This window comes from Bacillus pumilus (assembly GCF_900186955.1).
In the GTDB taxonomy this organism is placed as follows: domain Bacteria; phylum Bacillota; class Bacilli; order Bacillales; family Bacillaceae; genus Bacillus; species Bacillus pumilus.
Genome location: NZ_LT906438.1, coordinates 3,554,703 through 3,581,673, shown reverse-complemented (window position 1 = coordinate 3,581,673; position 26,971 = coordinate 3,554,703). Strand labels below are relative to the sequence as shown.

The window sequence follows — 26,971 nt, the reverse complement described above, 5'->3', positions numbered from 1 at the left end:
TTGAACTGATGCTGCTGGGACAACTAAAATAAAAAGTATCAGAAGAGAAAAGGGGAATGGATATGATCGATACGTTACGCGCGGCATTTCACCAGCAATTTGGAGATAGAGAAGAACTTCGCTACTTTTTTGCCCCAGGAAGAGTGAACTTGATTGGTGAACATACAGATTACAATGGAGGACATGTATTTCCATGCGCGCTTACTCTCGGGACGTATGCTGCTTGTGCGAAGCGGTCAGATGGCCGCGTGAGAATGTATTCCTTGAACTTTGATCGTGATGGTGTGAAAGAATTCAATCTTTTTGAAATCGCTTACGTAGAATCGGACGGCTGGGCAAATTATCCGAAGGGTGTGTTCAAACAGTTTATCGAAGCAGGAATGAAGATAGAAGAAGGCTTTGACATTGTGTACAGTGGCAATATTCCAAATGGTGCAGGCCTGTCTTCCTCTGCCTCCATTGAGCTTGTTACCGCTGTTCTCATCAATGAATGGCATTCATTCAGCGTTTCAAATGTCCAACTTGCCCTCCTTTCACAGCGTGCAGAGAATGAATTTATTGGTGTCAATTGCGGGATCATGGATCAGTTTTCGATTGCCCTTGGAAAAGAAGATCACGCCATTTTGCTCAATTGTGACACCCTTGCCTTTGAATATAGTCCGTTTCGGCAAGAGGGACTTGCGCTTGTCATCGCCAATACAAACAAAAAACGGACACTGGCTGATTCCAAATACAATGAGCGCCGGGCAGAGTGTCAATCCGCTTTAAATGATCTTCAGAAAGAAATCGACATTGCCCACTTATGTGAGCTCACTGCGGATGAATTTGCGAGGGTTGCCCACTTGATTGAAGATGACGTCTGCCGCAAACGAGCAAGACATGTCGTGACGGAAAACGAGCGGACGATGAAAGCAGTAAATTTTCTGAAAGATGATAAAATGGAAGAACTAGGTGGGCTCATGAAGGCTTCTCATCATTCTTTAAAGAATGATTATGAAGTAACAGGACTTGAACTAGATGCACTGGCTGAAGCAGCTTGGCGGCACCCGGGGACGATTGGCTCCCGTATGACAGGTGCAGGCTTTGGCGGATGTACGATCAGCATCGTGAAAGAAGAGCTGCTAGATTCATTTATAGAAGAAACTGGTGCGATATATCAAGAGAAAACAGGGATTCAAGCCTCTTTTTACACAGCTGGAATTGGAGGCGGCGCAAGAGAACTCACAAAGGGGGAAGTGTGATGACAATTTTAGTTTGTGGAGGAGCAGGGTACATAGGCAGTCATGCGGTGGCGGCTCTTTTAGCGAAAGGCGAACGAGTAGTGGTAGTGGATAATTTGCAGACAGGCCACAAAGAAGCTGTTTTGGAAGGAGCTGTCTTAGAGGAGGGTGATTTACGAGATCACGCCTTTTTAAGACAGGTGTTCAAAAGGCATCAAATAGAAGCAGTCATGCACTTTGCGGCAGATTCACTTGTTGGGGAGAGTGTAACAGACCCGCTTAAGTACTATAACAACAACGTCGGCGGAGCAACTGCTTTACTACAAGTCATGAATGAATTTGATGTGAAACACATCGTCTTTTCTTCCACTGCTGCTGCATACGGTGAACCGATGCGGGTGCCGATCGATGAAACGGATGAAACGAACCCAACGAATCCTTATGGAGAAACGAAACTAGCCATTGAAAAAATGCTGAAGTGGTCTGAGCAAGCGTATGGAATAGAATACGTGGTACTTCGCTACTTTAATGTAGCTGGTGCCCATACAGAAGGACTTGTCGGAGAGGATCATCAGCCTGAGACGCATCTCGTTCCAATTATTCTGCAAGTTGCTTTAGGAAAACGGGATCAAATCATGATTTACGGTGATGATTATGAGACAGAGGATGGCACGTGTATTAGAGATTACATTCATGTGATGGATTTAGTAGAGGCACACATCTTAGCTGTTGACCGGCTGCGTGCTGGAAAAGGCAGTGCGACCTACAATTTAGGGAATGGAACAGGGTTCTCTGTGAAGCAGGTCGTAGAAGCCGTCAGAAAAGTCACGGGGCATGCTATCCCTGCACAAGTGGCAAAAAGGCGCGCGGGAGATCCAGCAAAGCTGATTGCTTCTTCTGAAAAAGCACTGCAAGAATTGGGATGGACACCTCAATATGCTGACCTTCACACGATCATTCAGAGTGCGTGGGAATGGTTTCAGAAGCATCCAGATGGCTACCAAAGTGAATAAAACGTAAAGGCAGGCAAGAGAGGGGACAGAGGGAATGGCAATTGATATTTTTGAAAAGCTGGAACAGCTGATTCAATACGGGATGAATAAAGAGCTGATAACATCACTAGATATCGAATATACGAGAAATCGACTGCTTGAGGTGCTCAGACTCGATGAAGCGGAAGCAAGAACAGTCTCAGGAGAAGAAGACCTTGAAGACATCTTAATGCCGATGCTCGATTGGGCAGTAGAAACAGAACTTATTCCTGAGGGGACGGATACGTATCGTGATTTACTAGATGCGAAAATCATGGGCTGCTTGGTGGCACCTCCAAGTGTCATCTATGCGAAGTTTGAGGAAAAACGTCAGCAGGGAGGACCGAAGGCAGCTACGAGCTGGTTCTATGAGATGCAGCAGCATGCACACTACATTCATACAGGCAGGATCGCCAAAAATGTACAGTGGTTTACACGAACAGACGATGGTGTGCTAGAGATCACCATTAATCTATCGAAGCCGGAAAAGGACCCCAAAGCCATCGCTGAAGCCAAGAAGCTCAGTCAAAAGCAATACCCTCTTTGTTTCCTTTGTAAAGAAAACGTTGGGTTCGAGGGACGGATTAACCATCCAGCGAGACAGAATCATCGGATTATTCCTGTGTCACTCTCAGGTGAATCGTGGTTTCTGCAATTTTCACCTTATGTGTATTACAACGAGCACTGTATAGTGTTCAAAGGCACACATGAGCCAATGAGCATCACCAAAAAGACCTTTGAACGACTGCTTTCCTTCATATCTATATACCCGCACTATTTCATCGGGTCGAACGCCGACCTTCCGATTGTCGGTGGCAGTATATTAAGTCATGACCATTTTCAGGGCGGTGCACATGAATTTCCGATGGCAAAAGCAGAGATGGAAGAGGTCTTTTCTCTCAATGCCTTTCCAGGTGTGCGAGCTGGTATTGTGAAATGGCCGATGTCTGTGATCCGCCTTCGAAGCAGTGAGCGGCAGTCGCTCGCAGATGCAGCAGACTTTATCTTACATGAGTGGAAACTGTATTCAGATGAAGAGGTGGGGGTCATCGCTCATACAGGAGAGACACCTCACAACACCATTACACCTATTGCGAGGCGCCACGGGGATGCCTATGAATTAGATTTAGTGCTTCGTAATAACCGTACAAATAAGCAGCACCCGGACGGCATTTTCCATCCGCACGAAGAAGTCCACCATATTAAAAAAGAGAATATCGGATTAATTGAAGTCATGGGCCTTGCTGTGCTTCCTGGTAGATTAGCAGAGGAAATAAGCCAATTAAAAGAGGTTTTGCTATCCGAAAATCCACTTGAAGAAATCAAAGCCCGTCCTGCTATCATGAAGCACGAGGCTTGGGCGAAGCGGCTGCTTGAAGAGAATTCCTTTACAGAGAACAATACCGAAACCATTTTACAAAAAGAAATTGGCTTTATTTTTTCTCGAATTCTCTCGCAGGCAGGTGTGTTTAAAAGAACTGAGCAAGGGAAAATAGCTTTTAACCGTTTCATTCAAACACTTCAAACAGGCAGGTGATTAGATGATTGAACAAGTAAGAGAACTAATGGAAGAAAAGCAGCTTGAGGGTGTTTTGATTCAAAAGCGAAATAACTTCTCCTGGCTGACAGGCGGAAGAAGGAATCATATTGTGTTAAATACGCCAGAGGGCGTGTGCCAGCTGCTCGTCTTAAAAGACGACCTCGTTCTCATTGTGAATCAAATGGAAGAAAAGCGGATCATTGAAGAGGAAATGGCGTACGTCGATCATCCGTTTCAAGTGGTCACAATGGATTGGTATGAGGATGAGACCCCATACATTCAAGAACTCACAAAAGGTAAACGAATTGGGACGGACATTCAAATGGATGGATTCGAATGGATCGAACCGGATTTGTCGAATATTCGCTCGATCCTAACTGCCTCACAGCTCAGACAATATGAAACGCTCTGTCATGAAACAGCGGTCATTGTAGAAAGTGTCTGTCAAGAAATCGTTCCAGGGCAGACCGAGCACGAGATTGCTTCGCTTGTTGCTCAAAGAGCCATTGCGCAAGGGATGACGATAGAAGTCCTGCTTGTGGCAACGGATGACCGGATCCATCAATACCGTCACCCGATTCCAACAGATAAAGCTCTTCAAAAGCACGCGCTTGTTGTTCTCTGCGCGGAGCGGCACGGGCTCGTTGCAAATGTTACAAGGTCTGTTTACTTTGGTCAGCTTCCGAAGGAGCTTGAAGAGAACAAAGAGCGGCTAGCACGAATTGACACGGTCATGAATGCCGCCACACGTCCTGGGGAAACATTAGGAGATGTTCTGAAAGCAGGTATTGCTCAGTACGAAAAAGAGGGCTTCCCTGATAGCTGGAAAAAGCTTCATCAAGGGGGAAAGACGGGATTTGTATCTAGGGAAATCATTGCTGTTCCCTCATCGAAGGAAGAAATTCAGCTTCATCAAGTGTTTACATGGAACCCTTCATTGCCTGGACTGAAATCAGAGGATACGATTGTTGTAGAAAAAGAGGGCAACCGCTTTTTAACGTATACAGGCAAGTGGACGTACATGGACATTGAACATGAAGGGAAGATCTATAGACGACCTGACATCTTAGTGAGAGATGAATAAATGCAGAGTGCCGGCGCTGAGCCGGTTTTTTGTTGGAAGTCTTTAGCGAGATTCCACTAATTCAGCATCATTACCAATTCTTACAGCGTATACACAGAGGATCGATACTTTCTTTTCTTGTGAACTTGCGTTAAAATGAGTAAGGTTTTTGTTAAATGTGGGGATACCTATTTTGAAATTGTTTACCTAGATAAAATTTCATTAAGTTAAATTGAAATTTGACCAAACTTTTTTATTGTGGTAAACCTAAATTTGACAAAGTTCTTGATTGTTTGTCCTTTGCCTTCAACTCTCAACTTTTCAAAATCCTAGAAATTTATTGTGTGTGCAATAATATAAATTTATGTCGAATTTATGACATTTTAATAGAAATCTGTTGAAAAATAAATGAACTTTTGAAAAAAGGGAAGCTAACTCTAACAGATTTTGATAGCATTACAAAGGGAAGAAAAGTTTTCGAAGGCAGATGGCTTTTCACAATTATTCAGCAATATATACATTATCTAAGGAAGGATGGTGATCTTCTTGTTCAGAGCCATTAAACCTATGCTTTTATTAGCGATGCTCGTGAGTGTTTTTTTATTAGGAGGTTGCAGCAATATCGCTGTTTTAGATCCTAAAGGACCTGTCGCAGCACAACAAAAAGACTTAATCCTTTTATCCATCGGATTCATGCTCTTTATCGTTGGTGCGGTATTTGTACTGTTTACCATCATTTTGGTAAAATACCGTGAGCGTAAGGACGTTGGAAACGCCTCTTATAATCCAGAACTACACGGGAATACGCTTCTAGAAGTTATCTGGACAGTGATCCCAATATTAATCGTTGCTGCCCTTTCAGTTCCAACTGTAAAAACAATTTACTCTTTGGAAGAGGCACCTCAAGCAACAAGCCATAAAGATCCTCTTGTCGTTTATGCTACAGCTGTTGATTGGAAATGGATCTTTAGCTATCCAGAGGAAAATATTGAGACAGTGAACTACTTAAACATTCCAAAAGATCAGCCGGTTTTATTCAAAATCACTTCTGCTGATACAATGGCATCACTATGGATTCCTCAGCTAGGCGGGGAGAAGTATGCGATGGCTGGAATGGAGATGGAACAATATCTTCAAGCTGATCAAGTTGGCACATATGAAGGAAGAAACGCCAACTTCACAGGAGAGGGCTTTGCTCAGCAAAAATTCAAAGTCAATGCGATGAAGCAGTCTGACTATGATAAATGGGTAAGCAAAACGAAAAAAGAAGCACCAAAGTTAACGAAGAAAACGTATGACTACTTGATGCTTCCTGATGCTGCAGATGTGCAGACATTCTCATCAACACATTTATCCTTTGCGAAGCATGGAGAGGATTCTGAATACGCACTCCAAGCACGCAAACGTTTAGGTTACCAATCAGTTTCTCCGCATTCCAAAACAGATCCTTTCGAGAATGTGAAGAACTATAAAAGAAAACTAGATAATGAATAAACTGACTAAGGAAAGGAGGAGGCCGTTATGCATTTGAAATGGGATGAGTTTTTTGTAACTGGAGACCCATTAATTCTTGGTGCGCAAATTTCTATCGCTCTTACTTCCATTGCTATCGTGTTTGTTTTAACCTACTTTAAAAAGTGGAAATGGCTTTGGAAAGAATGGCTAACATCAGTTGATCATAAAAAGCTTGGGATCATGTATATCCTTGCTGCTGTGATTATGTTCTTCCGCGGTGGGGTAGACGGACTGATGATGCGCGCACAGCTGGCGCTTCCTAATAATACGTTTTTAGATTCCAACCACTATAATGAAATTTTCACAACGCATGGTACGATCATGATTCTATTCATGGCGATGCCATTTTTAATTGGTTTAATCAACGTCGTTGTACCTCTTCAAATTGGTGCACGTGACGTTGCATTCCCTTATTTGAACAACCTGAGCTTCTGGACATTTATGGTCGGAGCGATGCTGTTCAACATTTCCTTCGTCATTGGAGGATCACCAAGTGCAGGCTGGACGAGTTACATGCCGCTCGCCGGAAATGATTTCTCACCAGGACCTGGACAGAACTATTACTTGCTCGGGCTCCAAATTGCAGGTATTGGTACACTTATGACTGGTATTAACTTCATGGTGACCATCTTAAAAATGCGTACAAAAGGTATGACGCTTATGCGTATGCCAATGTTTACATGGACAACATTGATCACGTCTGTCATCATCGTATTCGCATTCCCTGTACTAACAGTTGCTTTAGCACTTATGACATTTGATCGTTTATTCGGTTCTGCATTCTTTACACTCGAAGCAGGCGGTATGCCAATGCTTTGGGCGAACCTTTTCTGGATTTGGGGACATCCTGAGGTATATATCGTGATCCTGCCGGCTTTCGGTATTTTCTCAGAAATCTTTGCGACGTTCTCAAGAAAACAGTTGTTTGGTTACAAAGCGATGGTTGTATCGATTGTGGCAATCTCTGTTCTTAGTTTCCTTGTGTGGGTTCACCACTTCTTTACAATGGGGAACAGTGCAGCGGTTAACTCATTCTTCTCGATTACAACAATGGCAATTTCTGTACCAACAGGTGTGAAAATCTTTAACTGGCTCTTTACGATGTATCGAGGCCGTATCAGCTTTACTTCACCAATGCTTTGGGCACTTGGTTTCATCCCGAACTTCGTTATCGGTGGTGTCACTGGGGTTATGCTTGCGATGGCAGCTGCGGATTACCAGTACCATAACACGTACTTCCTTGTATCCCACTTCCACTATGTATTAATCGCAGGTACTGTGTTTGCTTGTTTTGCTGGTCTTGTTTTCTGGTATCCAAAAATGTTTGGTTACAAGTTAAACGAAAGAATCGGCAAATGGTTCTTCTGGGTATTCATGATCGGATTTAACATCTGTTTCTTCCCGCAGTACTTCTTAGGACTGCAAGGAATGCCAAGACGTATTTATACGTATGGACCAGAAGATGGCTGGACTGCACTAAACTTTATCTCAACAATTGGTGCATTTATGATGGGTGTCGGATTCATCATCCTTTGCTACAACATTTACTACAGCTGGAGACACGCGAAGCGTGAAGTGTCTGGAGACAGCTGGGGAGAGGGACGTACTCTTGACTGGGCGACATCTTCTGCAATTCCGCCGCATTATAACTTTGCAGCACTTCCAGAAGTGACAACACCAGATGCATTCCATCATTGGAAGCAAAACAATGTAGACGTTCATCCTGAAAAAGAATTCAAGAAAATTCACATGCCGCACAATTCAGGCAGACCGCTTATCATGTCTGCATTCTTCGGACTTGGTGCATTCGGTCTTGTATTTGAATGGTACTGGATTGGCGTTATTGGCTTAATCGGTGTATTTGCAACGATGATTTTACGTTCATTCGAATACGACGATGGCTACTATATTCCTGTTGAAGAAGTGATTGAAACAGAGAAAAAGAATAAGGAGGCGCAGAAGTAATGGGACATAATGATAGCAGCTATGCAAATGCACCGCTTGAATATCAGTCTGAAACGGGACGTTTAAACATCCTTGGTTTCTGGATATTCCTTGGCGCGGAAATCGTGTTATTCTCAACACTTTTTGCGACCTACTTTGTTCTTCATGGCAGAACAGCTGGCGGCGTTTTACCAGCTGAGCTGTTTGATATGAAGCTTGTATTGATCATGACATTCCTGCTATTGGTTAGTTCATTTACATGTGGGATTGCCGTTCATGAAATGCGCCGTGGAAGTACAAAAGGGGTTGTCATTTGGACGATTCTGACACTGCTTCTAGGTGCAGGCTTCGTTGGCTTTGAGATTTTCGAGTTCTTCCATTATGTACATGAGGGCGCGAGCATTCATACAAGTGCGTATTGGTCTGCATTCTTTGTACTCTTAGGAACTCACGGACTACACGTATCCATCGGTATCTTCTGGATTACCGGGGTCTTGTTCCAAATTAAAAAACGTGGATTAACTCCACAAACAGCATCGAAGATTTTTATCTCAAGTCTATACTGGCATTTCCTTGATGTAGTATGGATTTTCATCTTCACAGCTGTTTACTTGATCGGATTAGGGGGGCTTTTGTGATATGGCTGGAAAAACAAATTCCTCAGCAGAGCACGAACACTTCCCTTGGAAACACGTAGTTGGCTTCATCCTATCCATCGTGCTAACGATCTTAGCATTCTGGATTGCCATTGGAGCTGAAATTGGCAGTTCTGCAAAACTTTGGATTATCTTTGGTTTTGCCTTCATTCAAGCGTTCTTGCAGCTATTCATGTTTATGCACATGACAGAAAGCGAGAACGGAACTGTTCAAGTCGGAAATACATTGTTTGGTCTGTTTTGTGCGATTATCTTCGTTATCGGATCTGTTTGGATCTTTGCGGCTCACTACAGCCACGGAGAGAACAGCAAAGACGGTTATTCACCTTCTGCGCCAAAGCAATCTGAGCATTCAGAGAAATAATAAAAAACCACTCATCTCTCAAAGGTGAGTGGTTTTTATCATGATGTTGATAACGTCTCCAATAAGTGGTGCGTTATTTATCTGGTGCTACTGAATCTTTTGCGAATGAATGGAAGTCCATAAATGAGGAACGCTGCAATATGTGCCAAAATGACGTTAATGGCAAAGAATGCGATCATGAAGGTATGTCCTGCTGGAGATAAACTGCTTGTCATGTAAAGACCGAAGAAAATCCACATAATCATAATGGGTGGAATAGAAGCTAGTGCAATTTTTCTGTTTTCGAGCCATAAAAACAGGGGTGTAGCCGTTGCAATACATAGGTACGCAAAGAACATATCCATCGTATCCAACTCCTTTGTAAGTTGATGTTCAATTCAAATGAGAGGTCAGGATGCAATTGTGTCTGTTTTTAGGAGATATTGTGAACATTTTGTTACAAGTATTATACCACAATTGACTTTGAAGTAAACTCAATAATTGGAAAATGGGCCTTATTCCGTAGAGTAGTTTTTTCCTTTTCTGTCCATAAAACTTATGCTGACTTGATAATTGCTTGTCATATCGCCACATAGGTCATTGAATTTTCCCCTTAATATCTGTAAAATAATCTTTTTAAAGGACTCGTGATCGGTTGAATGGAAAGAGTATAGAGGAATTTTTTCCTATTGTTAGGATGAAAAGTATTTCATTTTTTGAAAAATGATTGGAACCTTTCGGATGTATCTTCCGTCATATTTAAGGTGAGTTGCTTTTGTGAAAATTTCAATCTAATATAAATAAGGGCTTTTATGTTTTGTAATAAGGGTGGTTAGTTCATGAACAAGCAGAATACATCTCCGTACTATCAAGGGGATTTAATTTTTATATTTTTAGCCTTCTTTGCCATCAGTGTCATTGCGATTTATGCTGCGGGTCAATTTGGGCAGTATGGATCTAATGCATGGACCAGACAGATTATTTATTACATGGTCGGAGTTATATGTATCGTAGCCATAAATTACTTTGATTTGGAGCAATTAGAGAAGCTAAGTCTCTATATTTTTATAGGCGGCATCCTGTTGTTACTCTTTCTGAAAGTCGCTCCTGCACAAATCGGAGGTCATGATTTTGCTCCAATTAAAAATGGTGCAAAAAGCTGGTTTGTGATACCGGGGGTTGGAACACTTCAGCCCTCAGAGTTCATGAAAATTGGTTTGATTATGATGCTCGCATCTGTTATTGGCAAGTCAAGCCCTAGAGGAAAACGGACATTAGAAGATGATATCTTCCTTCTATTAAAAATTGCCGGGGTGGCAGCTGTTCCAGTTGGACTGATTTTCTTACAGGATGCAGGTACGGCAGCTGTCTGTATGTTTATTGTCGTTGTGATGGTGTTTTTATCAGGGGTCAATTGGAAGCTGATTTCTCTCATCGGTTCCGTTGTTGTGCTTTTAGTTGCCGCTGTGTTAGCCGTGATCATACTTTTCCCTGATGTTGCGAAAACAATTGGTATTCAGCAGTATCAGATTAACCGGATTACCGCTTGGCTACCTGATAGTTCAACGTCAACCAACCAAGCGCAGACTCAGGATGCGTCGGGGTCTGATAAATACCAAGTAGACCAGGCCATTATGGCTATTGGTGCTGGACAGATTTTTGGGAATGGGGTTAAAAACTTAAAGGTCTATGTCCCAGAAGCACAAACAGATATGATTTTCTCCATTATAGGAGAAGCCTTTGGCTTTATCGGCTGTGCGTTTGTTGTGATCATGTTCTTCTTCTTGATCTACCGGCTTGTCGTGCTGATTGACCGTATCCATCCTTATAGCCGATTCGCGTCATTCTTTTGTGTGGGATATACAGCACTTATTGTGATCCATACGTTCCAGAACATTGGGATGAACATAGGCGTGATGCCTGTAACAGGAATTCCGCTCCTATTTATCAGCTTCGGAGGAAGCTCTGTTTTATCTGTTCTCATTGGATTCGGGATTGCTTATAATGCAAGTGTTCAATTAACGAAATACCAAAGTTATTTATTTAAATAAAACGGGTAAGGGCAGTCTAAGCATAGACTGTCTTTTTTCATTCGAGTTTTAATTTTTGAAAAGCCATATGGCTTTGCCTTATGATAGTAGAAGTGAAGGAGGTCTTCTAATTGAACAAAACGATAGAAACGATATTAAATCATCGGTCCATCCGTTCGTTTACAGACGAGCGTTTGTCCGAAGAAGAGGTGCTGACACTTATTAAAAGTGCACAGGCTGCTTCGACATCAAGCTATGTACAGGCGTATAGTATTATTGGGGTGACAGATCAGGAGAAGAAGGCCAAGCTTGCTGAACTGGCTGGGAATCAGCCATACGTTGAGAAGAATGGGCATTTCTTTGTCTTCTGTGCAGACTTGAAACGCCATGATGATATTGCAAAAAAAGCAGGGAAGAATCATCAGGAGGCGCTTGAGAATACGGAAGCCTTTCTCATTAGCGTCATTGATACGGCGCTCGCTGCGCAAAATATGAGTATAGCCGCAGAATCAATGGGACTTGGGATCTGCTATATAGGCGGTCTGCGTAATCAACTGAGAGAAGTCTCTGATTTGCTTGAAACGCCATCATATGTGCTGCCGTTATTTGGTCTGGTTGTCGGACATCCAGCGAGTCAATCGTCACAAAAGGAACGACTGCCAGTTGAACTCATTTATCATGAAAATTCATATCAGCAAGATGAAGCACATGTGGATCGTTATATAAAAGAATACGATGACCGTATTTCATCATATTATGAAGAACGGACAAACGGAGAGAGAACCGATACTTGGTCTAAGCAGATGCTTCGCGGCTTTAGTCAGCCAAAGCGTGCCTTCCTTGGGGAATTTGTGAAAGAGAAGGGCTTTAATCGAAAATAAATAAGACATCCCCCTTTCGATTGAGAGAGGGGGATTTCTGTAAGAGGTGCAGTAAGATGAAATTAAGTATACTGGATCAATCTCCTTTGATTGGAGATGCAACACCTGCTGAAGCCTTAAAGCAAACGGTTGAATTGGCAAAGCAGGCAGAGAAGTGGGGCTATCACCGTTTTTGGGTATCAGAGCATCACTTTTCAAACCGGCTTGCAGGATCGAGCCCAGAGGTGCTTCTCGGTCATCTATCAGCCGTTACGTCACATATACGTATTGGCTCAGGCGGTGTGATGCTGCCCCACTACAGTGCCTATAAAGTAGCAGAGAACTTCAGGGTTCTTGAAGCACTCGCTCCTGGCAGAATTGATCTTGGGATTGGACGTGCTCCTGGTGGTATGCCCATTTCCTCCATAGCTCTTCATCATGGTGAACGAAAACGTCTAGGTGATCAATATCCTGAGCAGGTAGAAGAGCTGAAGGTCTATTTACACGACCTAGCAGATGAATTTTATCCACTGCCTCATTTAACCGCTTCTCCGAAGGTAGAGACTGCACCAGAAGTATGGATGCTTGGTTCCTCTGGAGGAAGTGCAAGACTTGCGGCGAAAGCAGGTGCAGGCTATACGTTTGCTCTATTTATCAATGGCGAAGGCGGAGAAGATTCTGTGGAGCAATATATCAACCGGTTCGAACCTTCAGCATTCGGTGATGAGCCGCGCGTTAGTCTGGCGGTCTTCGTTTTATGTGCTGAAACAGAGGAACAGGCAGAAAAACTGGCAGTCAGCTTAGATTTATCCTTACTTGCCAATGAACAGGGGCAAAACCTCGGGGGCTTTCCTTCATATGAAAAGGCACAGGCTTATTCCTATAGTCCATATGAACAAAAACGAGTGGCTGCCAATCGTCAAAGGATGGTGGTTGGAACGCCATCTTCTGTGAAAAAACAGCTGACGGCACTAACGAAGGCTTATCGTACAGATGAAGTGATCGCCGTGACCATCACTCACCGCATGCAAGACCGGCTCACATCTTATCGTTTATTAAAAGAAGCCTTTGATGCATAACGTATGTATGTCTGTTTACCGTCCACGCAGCCGGTAGATAGGGAAGAGGAGCATCATGATGAAAATAAACGCGGCTGTCACCAGCAAACTAAGCGGGTAAATGAAGGACACATAGACCGTCAGCTCGCATGCTTGATGAAAAGGACGAGGATGGTTCGCATATAAAAGGGTGAAAAAATACACCAAGGTGATCGTTAGAAAAAAAGCAATAAAAAAAGAAACGATCCATAGCAATATCAACATCAATCTCTCTTTCCTCCATATATGATCGAAAAGCCTTGATGAGCGATCCACTCATACAAGGCTTTTCTTGTGATTCACATTTATTCAGGATAAATATCGAAAGGTTCCTTCGTTTGAACAGTGTCGGATTTCCCTTTCAAACTTGCATACGCAAGCATTGTATACTCACCAGATTCGAGCTTTTGACCTTGATTAATTGTGCCATTCCATTTTACGCGGTGTTCTCCTTTATCAACATGTTGATAAACACCTGCTTCACCTAAATACTCTCCATCTGTCGAGTAGACGAGGAATGCAAGGTTTTCAGCTCCGCCAGGCAGATAGCTGCTAATGACATAGCTTCCAGCACGGTTATCCGGCTCTACAGAAACCGAAGTGACGCGAGGATAATCAGGCTCTTTTACAATCAATAAAGTCGGAATCTCTGTGACCTTTCTGCCATTTTCGCGAAGGGTAATGCTGCCTTGGTACGTTCCTTTTTTCGTTTTACCATATTTCACTTGTACCGCGGAAGTAAAGGACCCAGTGGAATTCCCTTTGACAGTGATTTTTTTCGTTCCATTTGTGCTGATGCCGCTGCCATCGAATTTGTAATCAATGGTATACGTTTTCGGTGCTTTTGAAAGGTTTTCTACCTTGAATTTCTTTGTTTTGATTTGAACGCCTTTTTCTTTCAAGAAAGTGCCGTAAGAATAACTCGCATCAGAAACGATAGATGACGCTTGGAGTGATTCAATGATTCGAACACTGCCTGTCCCTTGTGTGTTGTGAGGGAATGGGCTGCCGTTTGCGTCAAATAGTTTTTCTGCTGTATTCATGAGTAATGCTTTGATTTGTTCTGTTGAGTAAGATGGTTTTGCTTGCTTCATGATCGCTGCAACCCCTGCCACATGCGGTGAAGCCATGCTTGTCCCTTGCTTTGAGCCATATCCGTAAGGTTGAGAAGGATCATGCGTTGGGATTGTACTCACAATGCTGACGCCTGGCGCTGATAAATCAGGTTTAATCATCCACGTATCCACAACTGGTCCACGAGAGGAGAAGTCAGCGACTTGCTCACTAAGTTCTTTGACAAATTGAATGGAGAAAGTCGTTGTATTGTTTCCAGCCTCAATGGCTTTGACAAGCGCCGTTCCTTCAGCTTTTGAAAGCTTAATCGTAGGAAGAGCAAGACCCGGTACATCGACAGGGATTTCTCCATCGGTGTTGTTATACATCACAACGCCGATTGCACCAGCAGCTTTTGCATTGTCGACTTTATCAACAAAGGCAATGGCTCCTCGTTCGATCACGGCAACCTTTCCTTTCACGTCGATGTCTTCAAACGCTTTTTCGTCACCGATACCTGCATGGACGAGTGTGACTTGTTTTTGGTCAAGTGCTTTTAAATCACTCTCTTGGTAGTAGCCCATCACTTTTGCAGTAGAATAGTTCGGGAATTTCACATTGTAAAGGCTGTACGGAAGCTGAGTTGCTCCGACAGATATTGCATCTCTTGACGTGCCGGGAGATCCGACTGTCCAGCTGTTCGGACCGCTGTTTCCATTTGATGTGACAGCGACAACGCCTTCAGACATGGCCCAATCGAGTGCGATGCTTGTAGCATAATCAGGATTATTCACACTATTTCCGAGAGAGAGGTTCATGACATCTGCTCCATCAGTAACAGCACGGTCGATGCCTGCAAGGACGTTTTCAGTCGTCCCAGAACCGCCTGGTCCAAGTACACGGTACGCAAGAAGTGAGGCATCCTTTGCGACACCTTTAATTTGTCCATTGGCAGCAATTGTTCCTGCGACGTGTGTGCCATGGTCTGTCGATTCACCTCTAGGGTCTCCTTTAGGTGTCTCTTGCGGAGAATAATCATTATCAACAAAATCATAGCCTTTGTATAAACCGAAGTTTCCTTTTAAATCAGGGTGGGTATAGTCTACTCCAGTATCAATGACAGCGACTTTTACCCCTTTTCCAGAGTAGCCGGCATCCCAAGCTTTTGGGGCACCGATAAATGGAGCGCTTTTATCCATAAGGGGGGAGACATCTTCGTTTGGAAGCTGGATGCTTTCTTTTTTCACTTCATCTGTTTGATATGTAACATCCGGATAAACGGCTTTTACTCCGTCAACTGCGAGCAGCTTCGGAATTTCGTTTGCAGGAAGTTTCATAGAGAAACCAGAGAAGACTTTTTCGTATTCTTGACGAACACTCGCTTTATCAATTTCTTTGAGTGCTTCATTTTTTACTTTTGTTCGAGATTTTTTGAGGGAGGCCTTTGTTTGAGCTTTGCCTTCTTGCTTTGCTTCAACTAAGGATTTTTCCTTTAATTCAACAATGACAGTGGTGTGTTTTCTAGAATTGACATTGATTTCACCGAAGATTTCTGCTTTTTCCAGTTCCACCTGTTTGTTTGATGGAGCGGCACTAGCCTGTTGACCTGTAAAGAATGTGGATAAAATAAAAATAGTGGAGAACAATAGAACAGAAGAACGAGAGATGACCTTTTTCATTAATTTTCCCCTTTCTAGCTGTGTTTTTAGGGAGATAGCCTTTCTTTTTGTGGATAAATAGGAAAGATTCACTGCCCGTTATTAAGTATTCAATACGATGAAAACAATTCCTTTACTAAAATGGTCTTATTTTACATAGTTACAAAGAACTATTTTGTTTATAAAGTCTCACTTATGCACAAACTCCTGTTGATAACTCAATTATTTAGATATATATATGGAAAACAAAAAAATCTCATACACAAAATCTAGTAATGGGGTGTTGATATGTGGATAAACCCTGTTGATAAGGTGTGCTTATCTTTTGGATATAGTGTGTATAAAATTTTTATTCAAACATCCTCGTAAATAATGATCTTCTGCACTTTTCAACAAAACTTCTGAAAACTAGTTTGTTTTTTCACCCAGATTGTGACAAACCTCTCTTTTTTCTCGGGATATGATAGGAGCAGTTGTTTTGCTAGAACTGCTAGATTCTAAGAAAAGCGGAGGGATGTTCAGTGAGGAAATTCAAAAACTGGTTGAGTGTATGGTTTGGTTTCATGATGAATGTGCTTGTGAATCCTGGTGTGATGATGAAGCAGCAACGTTTTCAGGCGGCTGCGGTGGATGATCGTTTCTTTCAAGTCGTGAAAGAGAGAGAGCTAGAGAAGCTGGCAGAAGAAAAGAACAAGAAGCGCAGGTTAGAGAAACTGTTTAAGCAAAGTCTGATGATGCTTGATGAGAAGACGACGAGAGAGGCGCGTGCTGGTCCGCTCTTACCTTTACATGGGAGATGAAACAGGGTAAAATCCCACATAAGAAACGTTATCTAGTGGGAGAGGATACCCCTTGAAGATATATAAGATATTGAATAACAATGCAGTGATTGTAAAGGAGGGTGATCAGGAGAAAATTGTGATGGGGCCCGGAATTGCTTTTCAGAAGGGGAAAAATGACGTCGTTCCCGTTCAAAAAATAGAGAAAATCTTTGTTGTGCGTGAAGAAAATGAGAAATTCAAACAAATTCTTGCGACATTGCCCGAAGTTCATATTGAGGTGGCAGAGCATATCATCAGTTATGCAGAGGGTGAACTGATGATGCCACTTAGTGATCATATCCACATATCACTGACTGACCATTTATCCTTTGCCATTGAGCGCATTCAAAAGGGCATTGTGCTATATAATAAATTGCTTGGTGAGATCAAAGTCTTATATAAGCAGGAATATGAAATTGGAAAGTATGCCATTCGTTATGTAAAGGATCGGCTTGGGGTTGAACTGCCGGACGATGAGGCAGGGTATGTGGCACTCCATATTCATACGGCCAAAATGAATACGGAGTCCATGAAAAAAACCGTGAAATATACAACGATGATCAAAGAAATGATCGAGCATATAGAAAGCTATTTTCAGCATTCAATTGATGAGGATAGTATTTCCTATCAGCGACTTGTGACACATTTGAGGTATGCATTAGGCAGGTTGGAATCAAATGAGGCATTTCAAATCATGGACGATGACATGCTGAGTTTTATCCAAACAAAGTATGATTTGGCTTACCAGTGTGCACGTGGACTCGCTGAATTGTTAAAAAATGAATATGAACTTCATCTCCCTGAATCGGAGATCGGCTACATCACGCTGCATGTCCAGCGTCTGCAGGATGCCGAATTGGTTTAGTGGTTGTGCCTGCATGCAGGCTTTTTTTTATGCACACTACTTTAAATAGTGTATATGGGTCAATAGATTCGAAAAAAGAGGTTGACGCACGTCACGCTCTTATACTATGATGAAAGCGTAATCAAAACTTGATATCGCGGGATTGTGACTGTCAGGCAGGCAAGACCTAAAATTTGCGTAACGAGGGGACGTGTATGTCCTTTTATCGTTAGTGAATTTTAGGTCTTTTTTGTTTTAAAAAAGGAGGAGACAACATGGATTATCAAAAAACAGCCAAAGAATTAACAGAACTATTAGGCGGCAAGAAAAATGTCATCAGTGCCACGCATTGTGCAACAAGACTCAGATTGGTGATGAAAGATGAGGAACTGATTGACAAAGATGCCATTGAGGAACTTGAAGGGGTAAAGGGGGCTTTCTCAAGCTCGGGGCAATTCCAAATCATTTTTGGAACGGGAGCGGTCAACAAAGTATATGAACCATTTGCTCGTGAGACCGGCCTTGAGACAGACGACGAGAAAGAAAAACCTGTCAGCCATGATGAAGCAGTGAAACAAAAAATGAATCCACTTGCACGTTTTGCAAAGACGTTGTCAAATATTTTTGTACCGATCATTCCAGCCATTGTTGCAAGCGGTTTATTAATGGGGCTTTTAGGCATGATGAAAGCCTTCAAATGGGCTGACCCAAGCTCCGCGATCTTCCAAATGCTTGATATGTTCTCAAGTGCAGCCTTTATCATTTTACCGATTTTAATTGGTGTCAGTGCAGCGAAAGAGTTTGGTGGAAATCCGTATTTAGGAGCCGTTATTGGGGGGATTATGATTCACCCGAACCTGCTCAACCCGTGGGGACTGACGGATGCGAAACCAGAGTATATGCATTTATTCAATTTTGATATTGCTCTTCTTGGTTACCAAGGAACAGTCATTCCAGTGTTATTGACTGTGTACATCATGTGTCTTGTTGAAAAGAATTTAAGAAAAGTGGTTCCGAACAGTATTGATTTACTTGTGACCCCATTTGTGACGGTGATTGCAACTGGATTTGTGACGTTTATTGCTGTTGGACCGCTTGGAAGAATGCTCGGTACAGGAATTTCAAATGCACTGACATTTATTTATGATCATGCAGGCTTCTTAGCAGGGTTCATTTTCGGAGGAGCCTACTCTCTCATTGTGCTCACAGGGGTTCATCATAGCTTCCATGCGATTGAAGCAGGACTGCTGAATGATATTGGGCGGAACTATTTGCTGCCAATTTGGGCGATGTCCAACGTAGCGCAAGGCGGGGCAGGCTTGGCAGTCTTTTTCTTAGCGAAACGCGCGAAAACAAAAGAAATTGCACTTCCTGCAGCCTTCTCAGCTTTCCTAGGGATTACCGAGCCTGTTATATTCGGTGTCAACCTCCGCTATCGTAAACCGTTTATTGCCGCGATGATCGGAGGCGCATTAGGCGGGGCATTTGTTGTCTTCACAAAGGTAGCCGCCAACGCCTATGGTTTAACGGGGATTCCGATGATTGCGATTGCAGCGCCATTCGGTGTGCAAAATGTGGTGAATTATGTGATTGGTATGTTAATCGCTGTTGCTGTTTCATTTACTCTTACCATCATCTTTAAAGTAAAAGAAGTCGAAAAATAATCAAGGAGTGGTCACAGTCATGACAACAACTGACGCAGTACTTCGTCAAAAGGTAGCAGAACGTATTCGAAACTACGAGCATTTGGTGAAAAAAGATGTGTACCGCCAGCATTTTCATTTAATGCCGCCAGTAGGTCTTTTAAATGACCCGAATGGGTTGATTCAGTGGAAAGGCGTTTACCACGTTTTTTATCAGTGGCAGCCATTCGAAACGGGTCACGGCGCAAAATTTTGGGGCCATTACACATCGACAGATCTAGTAAATTGGCAGCACGAGGAAGCCGCCCTTGCGCCAAGTGATTGGTTTGATCAAAACGGCTGTTATTCTGGCAGTGCAGTCATTGACGATGGACATATGTATGTGATGTACACTGGCAACGTTCGCGATGAACAAGGGAACCGCGAGACGTATCAATGTTTAGCTGTTTCAGAGGATGGCATTCATTTTCAGAAAAAAGGTGTCGTGGCGACGCTGCCAGATGGATTCACCGCCCATTTTCGTGATCCGAAAGTATGGAAGCGAAATGGCCAGTGGTACATGGTTCTAGGTGCACAAAGCCTGAACCTGAAAGGGAATCTCGTCTTGTTTACCTCTGATACTTTAGATAATTGGACGTTTCAAGGCATCATTGCAGGCAGTGGGAAAAATGGATTAGAGGATTTCGGCTATATGTGGGAATGTCCAGATCTATTTGAATTAGATGGCCGGGATGTATTGATTGTGTCGCCGCAGGGGCTCAAGCCGGATGGCTTAAAATATCATAATACACATCAATCAGGCTATTTTGTTGGGAGATTGGATGACCATACCTATCAATATACGCACGGAGCATTTGAGGAGCTGGACCGAGGCTTTGACTTCTATGCGCAGCAAACCTTTCTAGACGAATCAGGCAGACGTCTTTTAATCGGATGGATGGGAGTGCCTGATCAAGGAGAAGAGCATCACCCAACGATTTCGTATCAATGGATACACTGCCTCACCATTCCGAGAGAGCTGTGTTTAGATGATGACGGACATCTGATTCAAAAGCCAGTCACTGAGCTTCAGGCGATGAGAACCAACGAACATGAGCATATTTTCCATATCAAACGCTCCGTCCAATCGATTCCTGTAGATGATATTACGAGCGCAGAGTTATTCATTGATCAAATTGATACACAAAAAGGGTTTGAATGCTGTATTCGAGCGGCAGCCCGTATCATTTATGATAAAGATGAGGGCAAACTGACACTAGAGCGAGATCGATTTGAAGATCGATCAAAAGAAGTTCGAGAAGTAGCAATAGAGGAATTACAAGATCTTCACATCTTTATCGATGCATCGTCGATTGAGATTTTTGTAAACGGAGGCCGGGAAGTATTGACTGCTCGTTACTTTCCTTCCCCGGGAAATAAATCAATCTCGATCAGTGGTAGAAATGAAACAAATCTTAAACTAAAAACATGGCATTTACAAAGAGAAGCAGGTCAATGATCTGCTTTTTTCTAGTGAATTCAGCCTGTATCTAAGGAGCTATATCATGTATATACAAGGTTGGCTGGAAGCGGTTTGATGACGTTTTACATATAGGATATCAAGTGGCATTATGGTATCATTTTAAAATATATACAGCTGAGGCTGACGTTTATCCAAATGCGGTAGGACAAAAAAAGGGGTTGTTTATTTGAATTCAAAACAGCAGCCGACGACTAGAAAACGCTTGGAGACAATGGCAGATCATGTTGAAGATAAACGTGAAGAATATAAAGAATTGCTCATTCAAGTCCAATCTATTCTCGGTGAACCTTCTCTAGAGCAGGAAGAATTAAAAGAGAAGCTGTCAGATACGTATAAACAAATGAAAGAATATGCCTTATTTGTTGAATCCATTGAAGCCTTTATTCGAAAAATGGCGAAAGAATCTGATCAGCAAAAGTAGGTATTCATTTATGGATAAAAGAGTGTACTTGCGTGCGAGTGCACTCTTTTATTTCGGTCAGATGATTCAGAAATTAAAATGAAAGCGTTGACATTTCTATTGTCATGATAAATAATAAATAAAAATTCATCTGAGCATGTACAGGAGGAACGATATGAACCATACAACCAAGAAATGCCTGATCACCTTTATCATTGTCCTATTTTCTATGAGTTTTCTTTTTCCTTCCGTTTCTTCTGCCCGAAATCATACGTCGTATTTTGCATCAACTGCTTCAGTCCCATCTGGTCAATATTATCGTTCACAAGAGGTAGCTCTGCATTCTCACGTTCAAAAAGCTTCTCTTTATTACACAACAGATGGCAGCCAGCCGACAACTCAAAGTCAGTTATACAAAAAGCCCATTCATATAGAAACTGATACGACTTTAAAAGTAAGCGCTTACAAGAAAAACCACCGCCTTTCCACGTCTACGTACAATTATCGCTTTGTCACACGAGAGGACATTGCATCATCTTTTTTATCTTTCGAATACCAAGGAATGCCTTATCGGCTGTATATTCCAAAAAACCGTAAGAGGGGTAAAGCCTATCCTCTAGTCCTGTTCTTACATGGAGGCGGGGAGAGGGGAACAGACAATCAAAAGCAGTTACTTGCGAATGATGGTGCAGTTTTATGGGCTTCCCCTGAAGTTCAAAAGAAACATCCTTCGTACGTACTAGCACCTCAGGCGCGAAATGCTGTCGATGGAGGCTTTGCATTAACAAGAAATTTGCAAAATGAAATCGATCTGACAAACGTGTTTCAATTTTCACCAGATTTACACAAAGCTTATGATGTCCTTCAGCATGTGTTAACTTCTTATCAGATTGATCAGAAAAGAATTTATGCGACGGGTTTATCACAAGGTGGATTTGGCACGTACCAGTTGAACATCACATATCCTCGTTTGTTTGCAGCGATGATTCCTATTGCGGGGGGTGCAGATCCAAGCAAGGCAGGAATTTTAGCACACAAGCCAATATGGGCATTTCATGCAGAAGATGATTCCATCATCCCTATCAGCTATGCGAGAAATACAATTCAAGCTATTCAAAAAGCTGGTGGCCAGCCGCTTTATACGGAGTACGCAAGCAAGTATGGATATGACCATGCATCATGGACGCCTGCTTATGAGACACCAGGCTTAACAGATTGGCTGTTTGCACAGAGACGCAGCTTTCGATAAACAAAACCCGATTCACCTTCTAACAAGGCGAATCGGGTTTTTTCTGTTTTATCTGTCAAAACGATGAGCAGAGTGCTTTGTTGGTCCGATGTATTCGTTTAGTTGGAAAGAGCCTTTGATGGCAGCTGTGATGAATTCTTTTGCTGCATAAATGGCTTCTTTCACGTCTGAGCCGTTTGCCAGTTCAGCTGTGACTGCTGCTGAGAATGTGCAGCCTGCGCCGTGTGTGTATTCTGTGTCGATCTTCTCTGTTTCAAGTCGTTCGAAGGTTTGTCCATCATAAAGCAAATCGATCGCTTTATCTGCGCTTAGCTTACCGCCTCCAGTGATGACCACATACTTGGCACCAAGTTCGTGAATGCGTTTTGCTGCTTCTTCCATTTGTTCGATCGTTTTGATCTCACCGATTCCGCTTAATTGACCTGCTTCGAAAAGGTTAGGCGTGATGACGGTTGCCAGTGGCGTAAGCTTTTCGCGCAGTGCTTCCGCGTGCTCTGGATAAAGGACTTCGTTCGCACCCTTACAAACCATAACAGGATCAATGACGACATTTTTTAGGTCGTATGTTTTGATGGTGTCAGCTGCAAGTTCGATCACGTCGACCGTTGGGAGCATACCCGTTTTCAGCGCATCTACCCCAATACCTTCTACAATGGTAGAGAGCTGCGCACGAATCGTCGCCGTATCAATTGGAAACACCTGATGATCCCAATGGTTATGAGGGTCCATTGCAACGACAACGGTTAAAGCTGTCATCCCGTAGACGTTTTTTTCTTGAAACGTTTTTAAATCTGCTTGGATACCTGCACCGCCGCTTGAATCCGAGCCTGCGATGGTGAGTGCTTTATTCATAGACATAGTTGCTGAACCTCCAATGTGATGTGTAACAGTTACTGTTCTATCCTTATTATAATCAGCTTTTCCATTTATCACAATGAAACGACATAAAAAAGCGTTCTACCCTAGGAAGAACGCCTTTCCCCTTACCTTTTACAAATCACCAATTTCCCCTTTTTCAGTTCGTCTAAAAGAGTTAAAGCTAATTCCTGATCGGCGCCAACTGACATCATTTTGGCCATGAGCTCGTCATCCCGAGTGCGGATGACATTGGCAATTTGATCTAAAATCCCTTGATCGACCGCTGTCATGCTTTTGGCATTCGTATGCTCTGTGACGGTATCAGAGCGTTCTGGATCGTATGCAAAAACAAAAATATCATCTTTTGCTGAGCGTATTTGTTCAATGGTCTGCTTCGCTTCTTTGCTATTTTCTACTGTGAAATATTCCATCGTGATCACTCCTTTCCATCGAAAATTCCCATTTTCCCGTCACATCAAACCGCCTTTTATATCATGAGAAGAACGTCATTTTATGTTTTAATGGAAAAAGACGAATCTATTAAAGGAGTTAGCTGAATATGAAGATTTCCTTATTAATTGTGACACATAACCGGCTCAGCGCACTGTGTGAGCTGCTTGAATCTATTACGAGACAAACCGTACAGCCTTTTGAAATTGTGGTTGTGAATGATGCAGGAGAGCGCGTCGAGATCATTCAGGAACTCTACCCCGAACTTCCGATCCGCTTGATCCATTTAGATGAGAACGTCCAGCATGTGAATGCTAGAAACGTGGGGGTGCGGGAGCTGACTGGCGATGTCATCATGCTGAGTGACGACGATGATTACTTTACACCTTGTCATATTGAACGTATGAGTAAGGCGCTGGAGGACGCCGATTTTGTCTTTTCTGATGCAGAAATTGTGTCATTTGAAGAAAAAGGCGCGACCCGCTTCCCGGTGTCAAGACGTTTGTTTGCGTATACAGCTGCTATTGAGGATATGCGTGTCTTTTCTACATATGTTCCTTCCGGCAGTATGTATAAACGCTGTATACACGATGAGATTGGCTATTTTGATCCAGCGATGCATCATTATTGGGACTGGGACTTCTTTTTGCGTGTATCACAGCATGCCCGGATCAAACGAGTGCCAGCTGCCAGCGTGATCTATGCGTTTTTTGACGGCGGAGGGAATCAGTCTAGTGATCTTGGTGAGACAAGGAAGAACTACTTAGATGATCTAAGTGAAAAGCATGGGCTGGGTGACCTTCCGACAGCGAACTTTGCTGTCTTATTAGAAGAACCAGCAATGAAAAAACGAGAATCAGAGAGTGAGATTGTGTGGGATGGAAAACCGATGATCTCAAGACTAACGCAGCAGACACAAGGAGGAGAACCCCAATGAAGCCATTTTTAAATGATAGCTGGTGGGCTGTGATGAAAAGTGAATTTGAACAGCCATATTATCAGGAATTACGTGAATGGATGAAGGAAGAATATCGCACGCAGATCGTTTTTCCGAAACCAGATGACGTTTATCGTGCGCTTCATTTGACGTCATATGAAGCGGTCAAAGTGGTGATTTTGGGACAAGACCCTTATCATGGTCCAGGTCAGGCACATGGATTAAGCTTTTCTGTTCAGCCTGGTGTGAAGCATCCGCCATCGTTGAGAAATATTTTTCAGGAGCTAAAGGATGATCTTGGCTGTCCTGTTCCAAATCACGGCTCACTTGTGAGCTGGGCAGAGCAAGGTGTGCTGCTCTTAAACACTGTGCTAACCGTGAGAAAGGGCGAGGCGAACTCGCATAAAGGCAAAGGCTGGGAACGTGTGACAGACCGCGTGATTGATGTGCTGAATGAACGTGATCAGCCCGTCGTTTTTGTGCTGTGGGGAAGACATGCTCAAAATAAGAAAGAACGCATTGATCAAAACAAGCATTACATCATTGAGTCACCTCATCCAAGTCCTTTTTCTGCAAGAAACGGCTTTTTTGGCAGTCGTCCGTTTTCAAAGGTAAACGCGTATTTAAAGCAAATGGGGATCGAAGAAATCAACTGGTGTATCCAAGATATTGAGTAAAAAGAGGACGAGGGGAGAGACCCTTCGTCCTGTTTATTTTAAAAATTTACGAACCAAGTCGAGTCCGTTTTTCGCATTTGGATAACGGAAGGAAAAATCGAAGCGATTGGTTTGGCGCAGGACGCTTTTTTCATGCGTAAACGTAAAGAAGCTTTCTTTCCCGTGATATCGTCCCATGCCGCTTTCACCCACGCCTCCGAATGGCAGGTAAGGAGTAGCGACATGCATGAGCGTGTCATTGATACATCCTCCGCCAAATGAGAGATGGTCTAGAATATAGGCTTCTGTTTCTTTACTTGTTGTAAATAAGTAAAGCGCAAGCGGCTTCGGTCTTGTTTTGATCATATGAGCTGCCTCGTGCAGAGAATCGAAGGTCATGACAGGCAGAATCGGTCCGAAAATTTCCTCCTGCATGACAGGATCTTCCCATGTGATGTGGTCTAATATGGTTGGTGCAATTTTGAGCTCGTTTTCGTTGCGCTGTCCACCTGTAACGATCGTTCCATTTGAGAGAAATTGTGAGAGCCTGTCAAAATGACGCTGGCTGACATTTTTCCCAAAGTGCGGATGTGTTTCCGGTTGTTCGCCATAAAAGTCACGGATACAGGCTGTCATTTCCCGCAAAAGATCGTCTTTAATGGATTCATGAACAAGCAAATAGTCTGGTGCAATACACGTTTGGCCAGCATTGGTAAATTTGCCGAACGTGATTCGCTTTGCCGCTAATTTGATATCTGCATCAGGCGTGACGATGCAAGGGCTTTTTCCGCCAAGCTCAAGTGTGACAGGGGTCAAATGCTTTGCGGCGGCTTCCATGACGACTTTGCCAACTGCCACACTTCCTGTAAAGAAGATATAATCAAAGGGCAGTTTCAACAGCTCTGTACTCACATCTACACCGCCTTCTACGACAGCTACATGGTCTTCTTGAAATACAGGTTCGACCATTGCACTGATTACTTCTGAAACTTGCGGCGTCAGCTCAGACGGTTTTAAAATAACGGCATTACCCGCAGCAATGGCACCAACTAATGGAGAAAGGGCCAATTGGAAAGGATAGTTCCAAGGGGCAATGATGAGCACATTGCCATAAGGTTCCTTCATAATCATGCTTTTCGACCCGATATGAGTGAGGGGCGTTTTCACGCGTGTTGGCTTTGCCCATTTGTGGAGGTGCTTGATGGTATGATTGATTTCCTCATACACCATCCCGATCTCTGTTGTGTAGGCCTCCTGTTCGGATTTATGTAAATCATGGGCCAAGGCTTGTAAAATATCCTTCTCATGCTGTTTGATGGCTGCTTTTAAGTCTTTAAGAAGACGGATGCGTTCTTCCACCGGCGGCTTTTGAAAGACTTTTTGTTTCTGAAAAAGAGTAGTGAGTTTGTCCATTATTCAATCCTTTCATAAACGATGTTGTTTCCTTTATTATGTGTGAAGGGCTATGTCGGGTCAAATAAGAGAGGCGGGAGCAGACTGCTTTGAAAAAATGAACCCATTTCGTTTGTTCATTTGGTAAAATAATGTTGAAAAGAGACTTTTTTAGATTGGAGGGTCTAC

At 43.0% G+C, this 26,971-nt stretch carries 25 protein-coding genes; 19 read left to right on the top strand and 6 right to left on the bottom strand.

The window, feature by feature from the left end:
• Positions 1–62: 62 nt before the first annotated feature.
• From CKW02_RS18735 to qoxD, 8 genes are all read left to right on the top strand, one after another.
• Positions 63–1,241, top strand: coding sequence for a galactokinase (locus CKW02_RS18735; protein ID WP_003214735.1), 1,179 nt, complete (start codon positions 63–65; stop codon positions 1,239–1,241).
• Complete coding sequence (gene galE, locus CKW02_RS18730) at positions 1,241–2,233, top strand: UDP-glucose 4-epimerase GalE (RefSeq protein WP_003214943.1); 993 nt, start codon at positions 1,241–1,243, stop codon at positions 2,231–2,233. The genes CKW02_RS18735 and galE overlap by 1 nt, the downstream gene beginning before the upstream one ends.
• A 34-nt stretch (positions 2,234–2,267) precedes the next feature.
• Positions 2,268–3,788, top strand: coding sequence for a UDP-glucose--hexose-1-phosphate uridylyltransferase (galT, locus tag CKW02_RS18725; RefSeq protein ID WP_003214838.1), 1,521 nt, complete (start codon positions 2,268–2,270; stop codon positions 3,786–3,788).
• A gap of 4 nt (positions 3,789–3,792) precedes the next feature.
• Positions 3,793–4,875 (top strand): M24 family metallopeptidase, encoded by a 1,083-nt coding sequence (locus CKW02_RS18720; protein WP_003214911.1) that lies wholly within the window; start codon positions 3,793–3,795, stop codon positions 4,873–4,875.
• Positions 4,876–5,391: 516 nt separating this feature from the next.
• The gene (gene qoxA / locus CKW02_RS18715) at positions 5,392–6,348 is read left to right on the top strand and encodes a cytochrome aa3 quinol oxidase subunit II (RefSeq protein WP_095117964.1); all 957 of its coding nucleotides are present in this window, start codon (positions 5,392–5,394) and stop codon (positions 6,346–6,348) included.
• Between the two features lie 27 nt (positions 6,349–6,375).
• Positions 6,376–8,334 carry a cytochrome aa3 quinol oxidase subunit I gene (qoxB, locus tag CKW02_RS18710; RefSeq protein WP_003215069.1) on the top strand — a complete coding sequence of 653 codons (1,959 nt, stop codon included), beginning with the start codon at positions 6,376–6,378 and terminating at the stop codon, positions 8,332–8,334.
• Positions 8,334–8,951 (top strand): cytochrome aa3 quinol oxidase subunit III, encoded by a 618-nt coding sequence (gene qoxC, locus CKW02_RS18705; RefSeq protein ID WP_003214975.1) that lies wholly within the window; start codon positions 8,334–8,336, stop codon positions 8,949–8,951. Before qoxB ends, qoxC begins: the two co-directional genes overlap by 1 nt.
• A gap of 1 nt (position 8,952) precedes the next feature.
• Positions 8,953–9,333, top strand: coding sequence for a cytochrome aa3 quinol oxidase subunit IV (gene qoxD, locus CKW02_RS18700; protein WP_003215204.1), 381 nt, complete (start codon positions 8,953–8,955; stop codon positions 9,331–9,333).
• 77 nt (positions 9,334–9,410) lie between these two features.
• Here the strand turns inward: qoxD and CKW02_RS18695 are convergent, their stop codons facing one another.
• Entirely contained in the window at positions 9,411–9,677 is a 267-nt protein-coding gene (locus CKW02_RS18695) for a spore morphogenesis/germination protein YwcE (RefSeq protein WP_003215279.1), read from the bottom strand.
• A 474-nt stretch (positions 9,678–10,151) separates the two neighbouring features.
• On the opposite strand from CKW02_RS18695, the gene CKW02_RS18690 reads away from it, so the two are divergent.
• From CKW02_RS18690 to CKW02_RS18680, 3 genes are all read left to right on the top strand, one after another.
• Entirely contained in the window at positions 10,152–11,363 is a 1,212-nt protein-coding gene (locus tag CKW02_RS18690; RefSeq protein WP_003214578.1) for an FtsW/RodA/SpoVE family cell cycle protein, read from the top strand.
• 110 nt (positions 11,364–11,473) lie between these two features.
• Positions 11,474–12,223, top strand: a complete 750-nt coding sequence (gene nfsA, locus CKW02_RS18685) for an oxygen-insensitive NADPH nitroreductase (protein WP_003214931.1) — start codon at positions 11,474–11,476, stop codon at positions 12,221–12,223.
• A gap of 56 nt (positions 12,224–12,279) precedes the next feature.
• Positions 12,280–13,281 carry an LLM class flavin-dependent oxidoreductase gene (locus CKW02_RS18680; RefSeq protein ID WP_003215169.1) on the top strand — a complete coding sequence of 334 codons (1,002 nt, stop codon included), beginning with the start codon at positions 12,280–12,282 and terminating at the stop codon, positions 13,279–13,281.
• A gap of 15 nt (positions 13,282–13,296) precedes the next feature.
• Here the strand turns inward: CKW02_RS18680 and CKW02_RS18675 are convergent, their stop codons facing one another.
• Positions 13,297–13,524 carry a hypothetical protein gene (locus CKW02_RS18675; RefSeq protein ID WP_003214732.1) on the bottom strand — a complete coding sequence of 76 codons (228 nt, stop codon included), beginning with the start codon at positions 13,522–13,524 and terminating at the stop codon, positions 13,297–13,299.
• A gap of 80 nt (positions 13,525–13,604) precedes the next feature.
• A complete protein-coding gene (locus CKW02_RS18670) occupies positions 13,605–16,031 on the bottom strand; it encodes a S8 family peptidase (RefSeq protein WP_003215415.1) in 2,427 nt (808 codons plus the stop codon).
• A gap of 500 nt (positions 16,032–16,531) precedes the next feature.
• On the opposite strand from CKW02_RS18670, the gene CKW02_RS18665 reads away from it, so the two are divergent.
• The 6 genes from CKW02_RS18665 (at position 16,532) to CKW02_RS18640 (ending at position 22,489) form a co-directional block, all read left to right on the top strand.
• Positions 16,532–16,810, top strand: a complete 279-nt coding sequence (locus CKW02_RS18665; protein WP_003215296.1) for a hypothetical protein — start codon at positions 16,532–16,534, stop codon at positions 16,808–16,810.
• A gap of 52 nt (positions 16,811–16,862) precedes the next feature.
• A complete protein-coding gene (locus CKW02_RS18660; protein WP_003214634.1) occupies positions 16,863–17,696 on the top strand; it encodes a PRD domain-containing protein in 834 nt (277 codons plus the stop codon).
• A gap of 254 nt (positions 17,697–17,950) precedes the next feature.
• Positions 17,951–19,339: a sucrose-specific PTS transporter subunit IIBC gene (locus CKW02_RS18655; protein ID WP_003215414.1), complete on the top strand. Its 1,389-nt coding sequence runs from the start codon at positions 17,951–17,953 to the stop codon at positions 19,337–19,339.
• Positions 19,340–19,358: 19 nt separating this feature from the next.
• Complete coding sequence (locus tag CKW02_RS18650) at positions 19,359–20,816, top strand: sucrose-6-phosphate hydrolase (protein WP_003215008.1); 1,458 nt, start codon at positions 19,359–19,361, stop codon at positions 20,814–20,816.
• Between the two features lie 190 nt (positions 20,817–21,006).
• Positions 21,007–21,261 carry a hypothetical protein gene (locus CKW02_RS18645; protein WP_008359596.1) on the top strand — a complete coding sequence of 85 codons (255 nt, stop codon included), beginning with the start codon at positions 21,007–21,009 and terminating at the stop codon, positions 21,259–21,261.
• 154 nt (positions 21,262–21,415) lie between these two features.
• Positions 21,416–22,489 carry a chitobiase/beta-hexosaminidase C-terminal domain-containing protein gene (locus CKW02_RS18640; RefSeq protein ID WP_095117911.1) on the top strand — a complete coding sequence of 358 codons (1,074 nt, stop codon included), beginning with the start codon at positions 21,416–21,418 and terminating at the stop codon, positions 22,487–22,489.
• Positions 22,490–22,537: 48 nt separating this feature from the next.
• Here the strand turns inward: CKW02_RS18640 and CKW02_RS18635 are convergent, their stop codons facing one another.
• On the bottom strand, positions 22,538–23,347 hold the full coding sequence (locus CKW02_RS18635) for a bifunctional hydroxymethylpyrimidine kinase/phosphomethylpyrimidine kinase (protein WP_003215038.1): 810 nt from the start codon (positions 23,345–23,347) through the stop codon (positions 22,538–22,540).
• 125 nt (positions 23,348–23,472) lie between these two features.
• Positions 23,473–23,778, bottom strand: a complete 306-nt coding sequence (locus CKW02_RS18630; RefSeq protein ID WP_003214888.1) for a YflT domain-containing protein — start codon at positions 23,776–23,778, stop codon at positions 23,473–23,475.
• Positions 23,779–23,906: 128 nt separating this feature from the next.
• On the opposite strand from CKW02_RS18630, the gene CKW02_RS18625 reads away from it, so the two are divergent.
• Positions 23,907–24,734 (top strand): glycosyltransferase family 2 protein, encoded by an 828-nt coding sequence (locus CKW02_RS18625; RefSeq protein ID WP_003214726.1) that lies wholly within the window; start codon positions 23,907–23,909, stop codon positions 24,732–24,734.
• The gene (locus tag CKW02_RS18620; RefSeq protein ID WP_003215285.1) at positions 24,731–25,411 is read left to right on the top strand and encodes a uracil-DNA glycosylase; all 681 of its coding nucleotides are present in this window, start codon (positions 24,731–24,733) and stop codon (positions 25,409–25,411) included. The genes CKW02_RS18625 and CKW02_RS18620 overlap by 4 nt, the downstream gene beginning before the upstream one ends.
• A 33-nt stretch (positions 25,412–25,444) precedes the next feature.
• Here CKW02_RS18620 and CKW02_RS18615 read toward each other — a convergent pair whose 3' ends face one another.
• Positions 25,445–26,803 (bottom strand): aldehyde dehydrogenase, encoded by a 1,359-nt coding sequence (locus CKW02_RS18615; RefSeq protein ID WP_003214955.1) that lies wholly within the window; start codon positions 26,801–26,803, stop codon positions 25,445–25,447.
• Positions 26,804–26,971 lie beyond the last annotated feature (168 nt).

Excerpts from the sequence above, each read along its gene's own strand:
- CKW02_RS18735 (WP_003214735.1), top strand. The coding sequence starts at position 63 with ATGATCGATACGTTACGCGCGGCATTTCACCAGCAATTTGGAGATAGA.
- galE (WP_003214943.1), top strand. The coding sequence starts at position 1,241 with ATGACAATTTTAGTTTGTGGAGGAGCAGGGTACATAGGCAGTCATGCG.
- galT (WP_003214838.1), top strand. The coding sequence starts at position 2,268 with ATGGCAATTGATATTTTTGAAAAGCTGGAACAGCTGATTCAATACGGG.
- CKW02_RS18720 (WP_003214911.1), top strand. The coding sequence starts at position 3,793 with ATGATTGAACAAGTAAGAGAACTAATGGAAGAAAAGCAGCTTGAGGGT.
- qoxB (WP_003215069.1), top strand. The coding sequence starts at position 6,376 with ATGCATTTGAAATGGGATGAGTTTTTTGTAACTGGAGACCCATTAATT.
- qoxC (WP_003214975.1), top strand. The coding sequence starts at position 8,334 with ATGGGACATAATGATAGCAGCTATGCAAATGCACCGCTTGAATATCAG.
- qoxD (WP_003215204.1), top strand. The coding sequence starts at position 8,953 with ATGGCTGGAAAAACAAATTCCTCAGCAGAGCACGAACACTTCCCTTGG.
- CKW02_RS18695 (WP_003215279.1), bottom strand. The coding sequence starts at position 9,677 with ATGGATATGTTCTTTGCGTACCTATGTATTGCAACGGCTACACCCCTG.
- CKW02_RS18690 (WP_003214578.1), top strand. The coding sequence starts at position 10,152 with ATGAACAAGCAGAATACATCTCCGTACTATCAAGGGGATTTAATTTTT.
- CKW02_RS18680 (WP_003215169.1), top strand. The coding sequence starts at position 12,280 with ATGAAATTAAGTATACTGGATCAATCTCCTTTGATTGGAGATGCAACA.
- CKW02_RS18675 (WP_003214732.1), bottom strand. The coding sequence starts at position 13,524 with ATGTTGATATTGCTATGGATCGTTTCTTTTTTTATTGCTTTTTTTCTA.
- CKW02_RS18670 (WP_003215415.1), bottom strand. The coding sequence starts at position 16,031 with ATGAAAAAGGTCATCTCTCGTTCTTCTGTTCTATTGTTCTCCACTATT.
- CKW02_RS18655 (WP_003215414.1), top strand. The coding sequence starts at position 17,951 with ATGGATTATCAAAAAACAGCCAAAGAATTAACAGAACTATTAGGCGGC.
- CKW02_RS18650 (WP_003215008.1), top strand. The coding sequence starts at position 19,359 with ATGACAACAACTGACGCAGTACTTCGTCAAAAGGTAGCAGAACGTATT.
- CKW02_RS18640 (WP_095117911.1), top strand. The coding sequence starts at position 21,416 with ATGAACCATACAACCAAGAAATGCCTGATCACCTTTATCATTGTCCTA.
- CKW02_RS18635 (WP_003215038.1), bottom strand. The coding sequence starts at position 23,347 with ATGTCTATGAATAAAGCACTCACCATCGCAGGCTCGGATTCAAGCGGC.
- CKW02_RS18630 (WP_003214888.1), bottom strand. The coding sequence starts at position 23,778 with ATGGAATATTTCACAGTAGAAAATAGCAAAGAAGCGAAGCAGACCATT.
- CKW02_RS18625 (WP_003214726.1), top strand. The coding sequence starts at position 23,907 with ATGAAGATTTCCTTATTAATTGTGACACATAACCGGCTCAGCGCACTG.
- CKW02_RS18620 (WP_003215285.1), top strand. The coding sequence starts at position 24,731 with ATGAAGCCATTTTTAAATGATAGCTGGTGGGCTGTGATGAAAAGTGAA.
- CKW02_RS18615 (WP_003214955.1), bottom strand. The coding sequence starts at position 26,803 with ATGGACAAACTCACTACTCTTTTTCAGAAACAAAAAGTCTTTCAAAAG.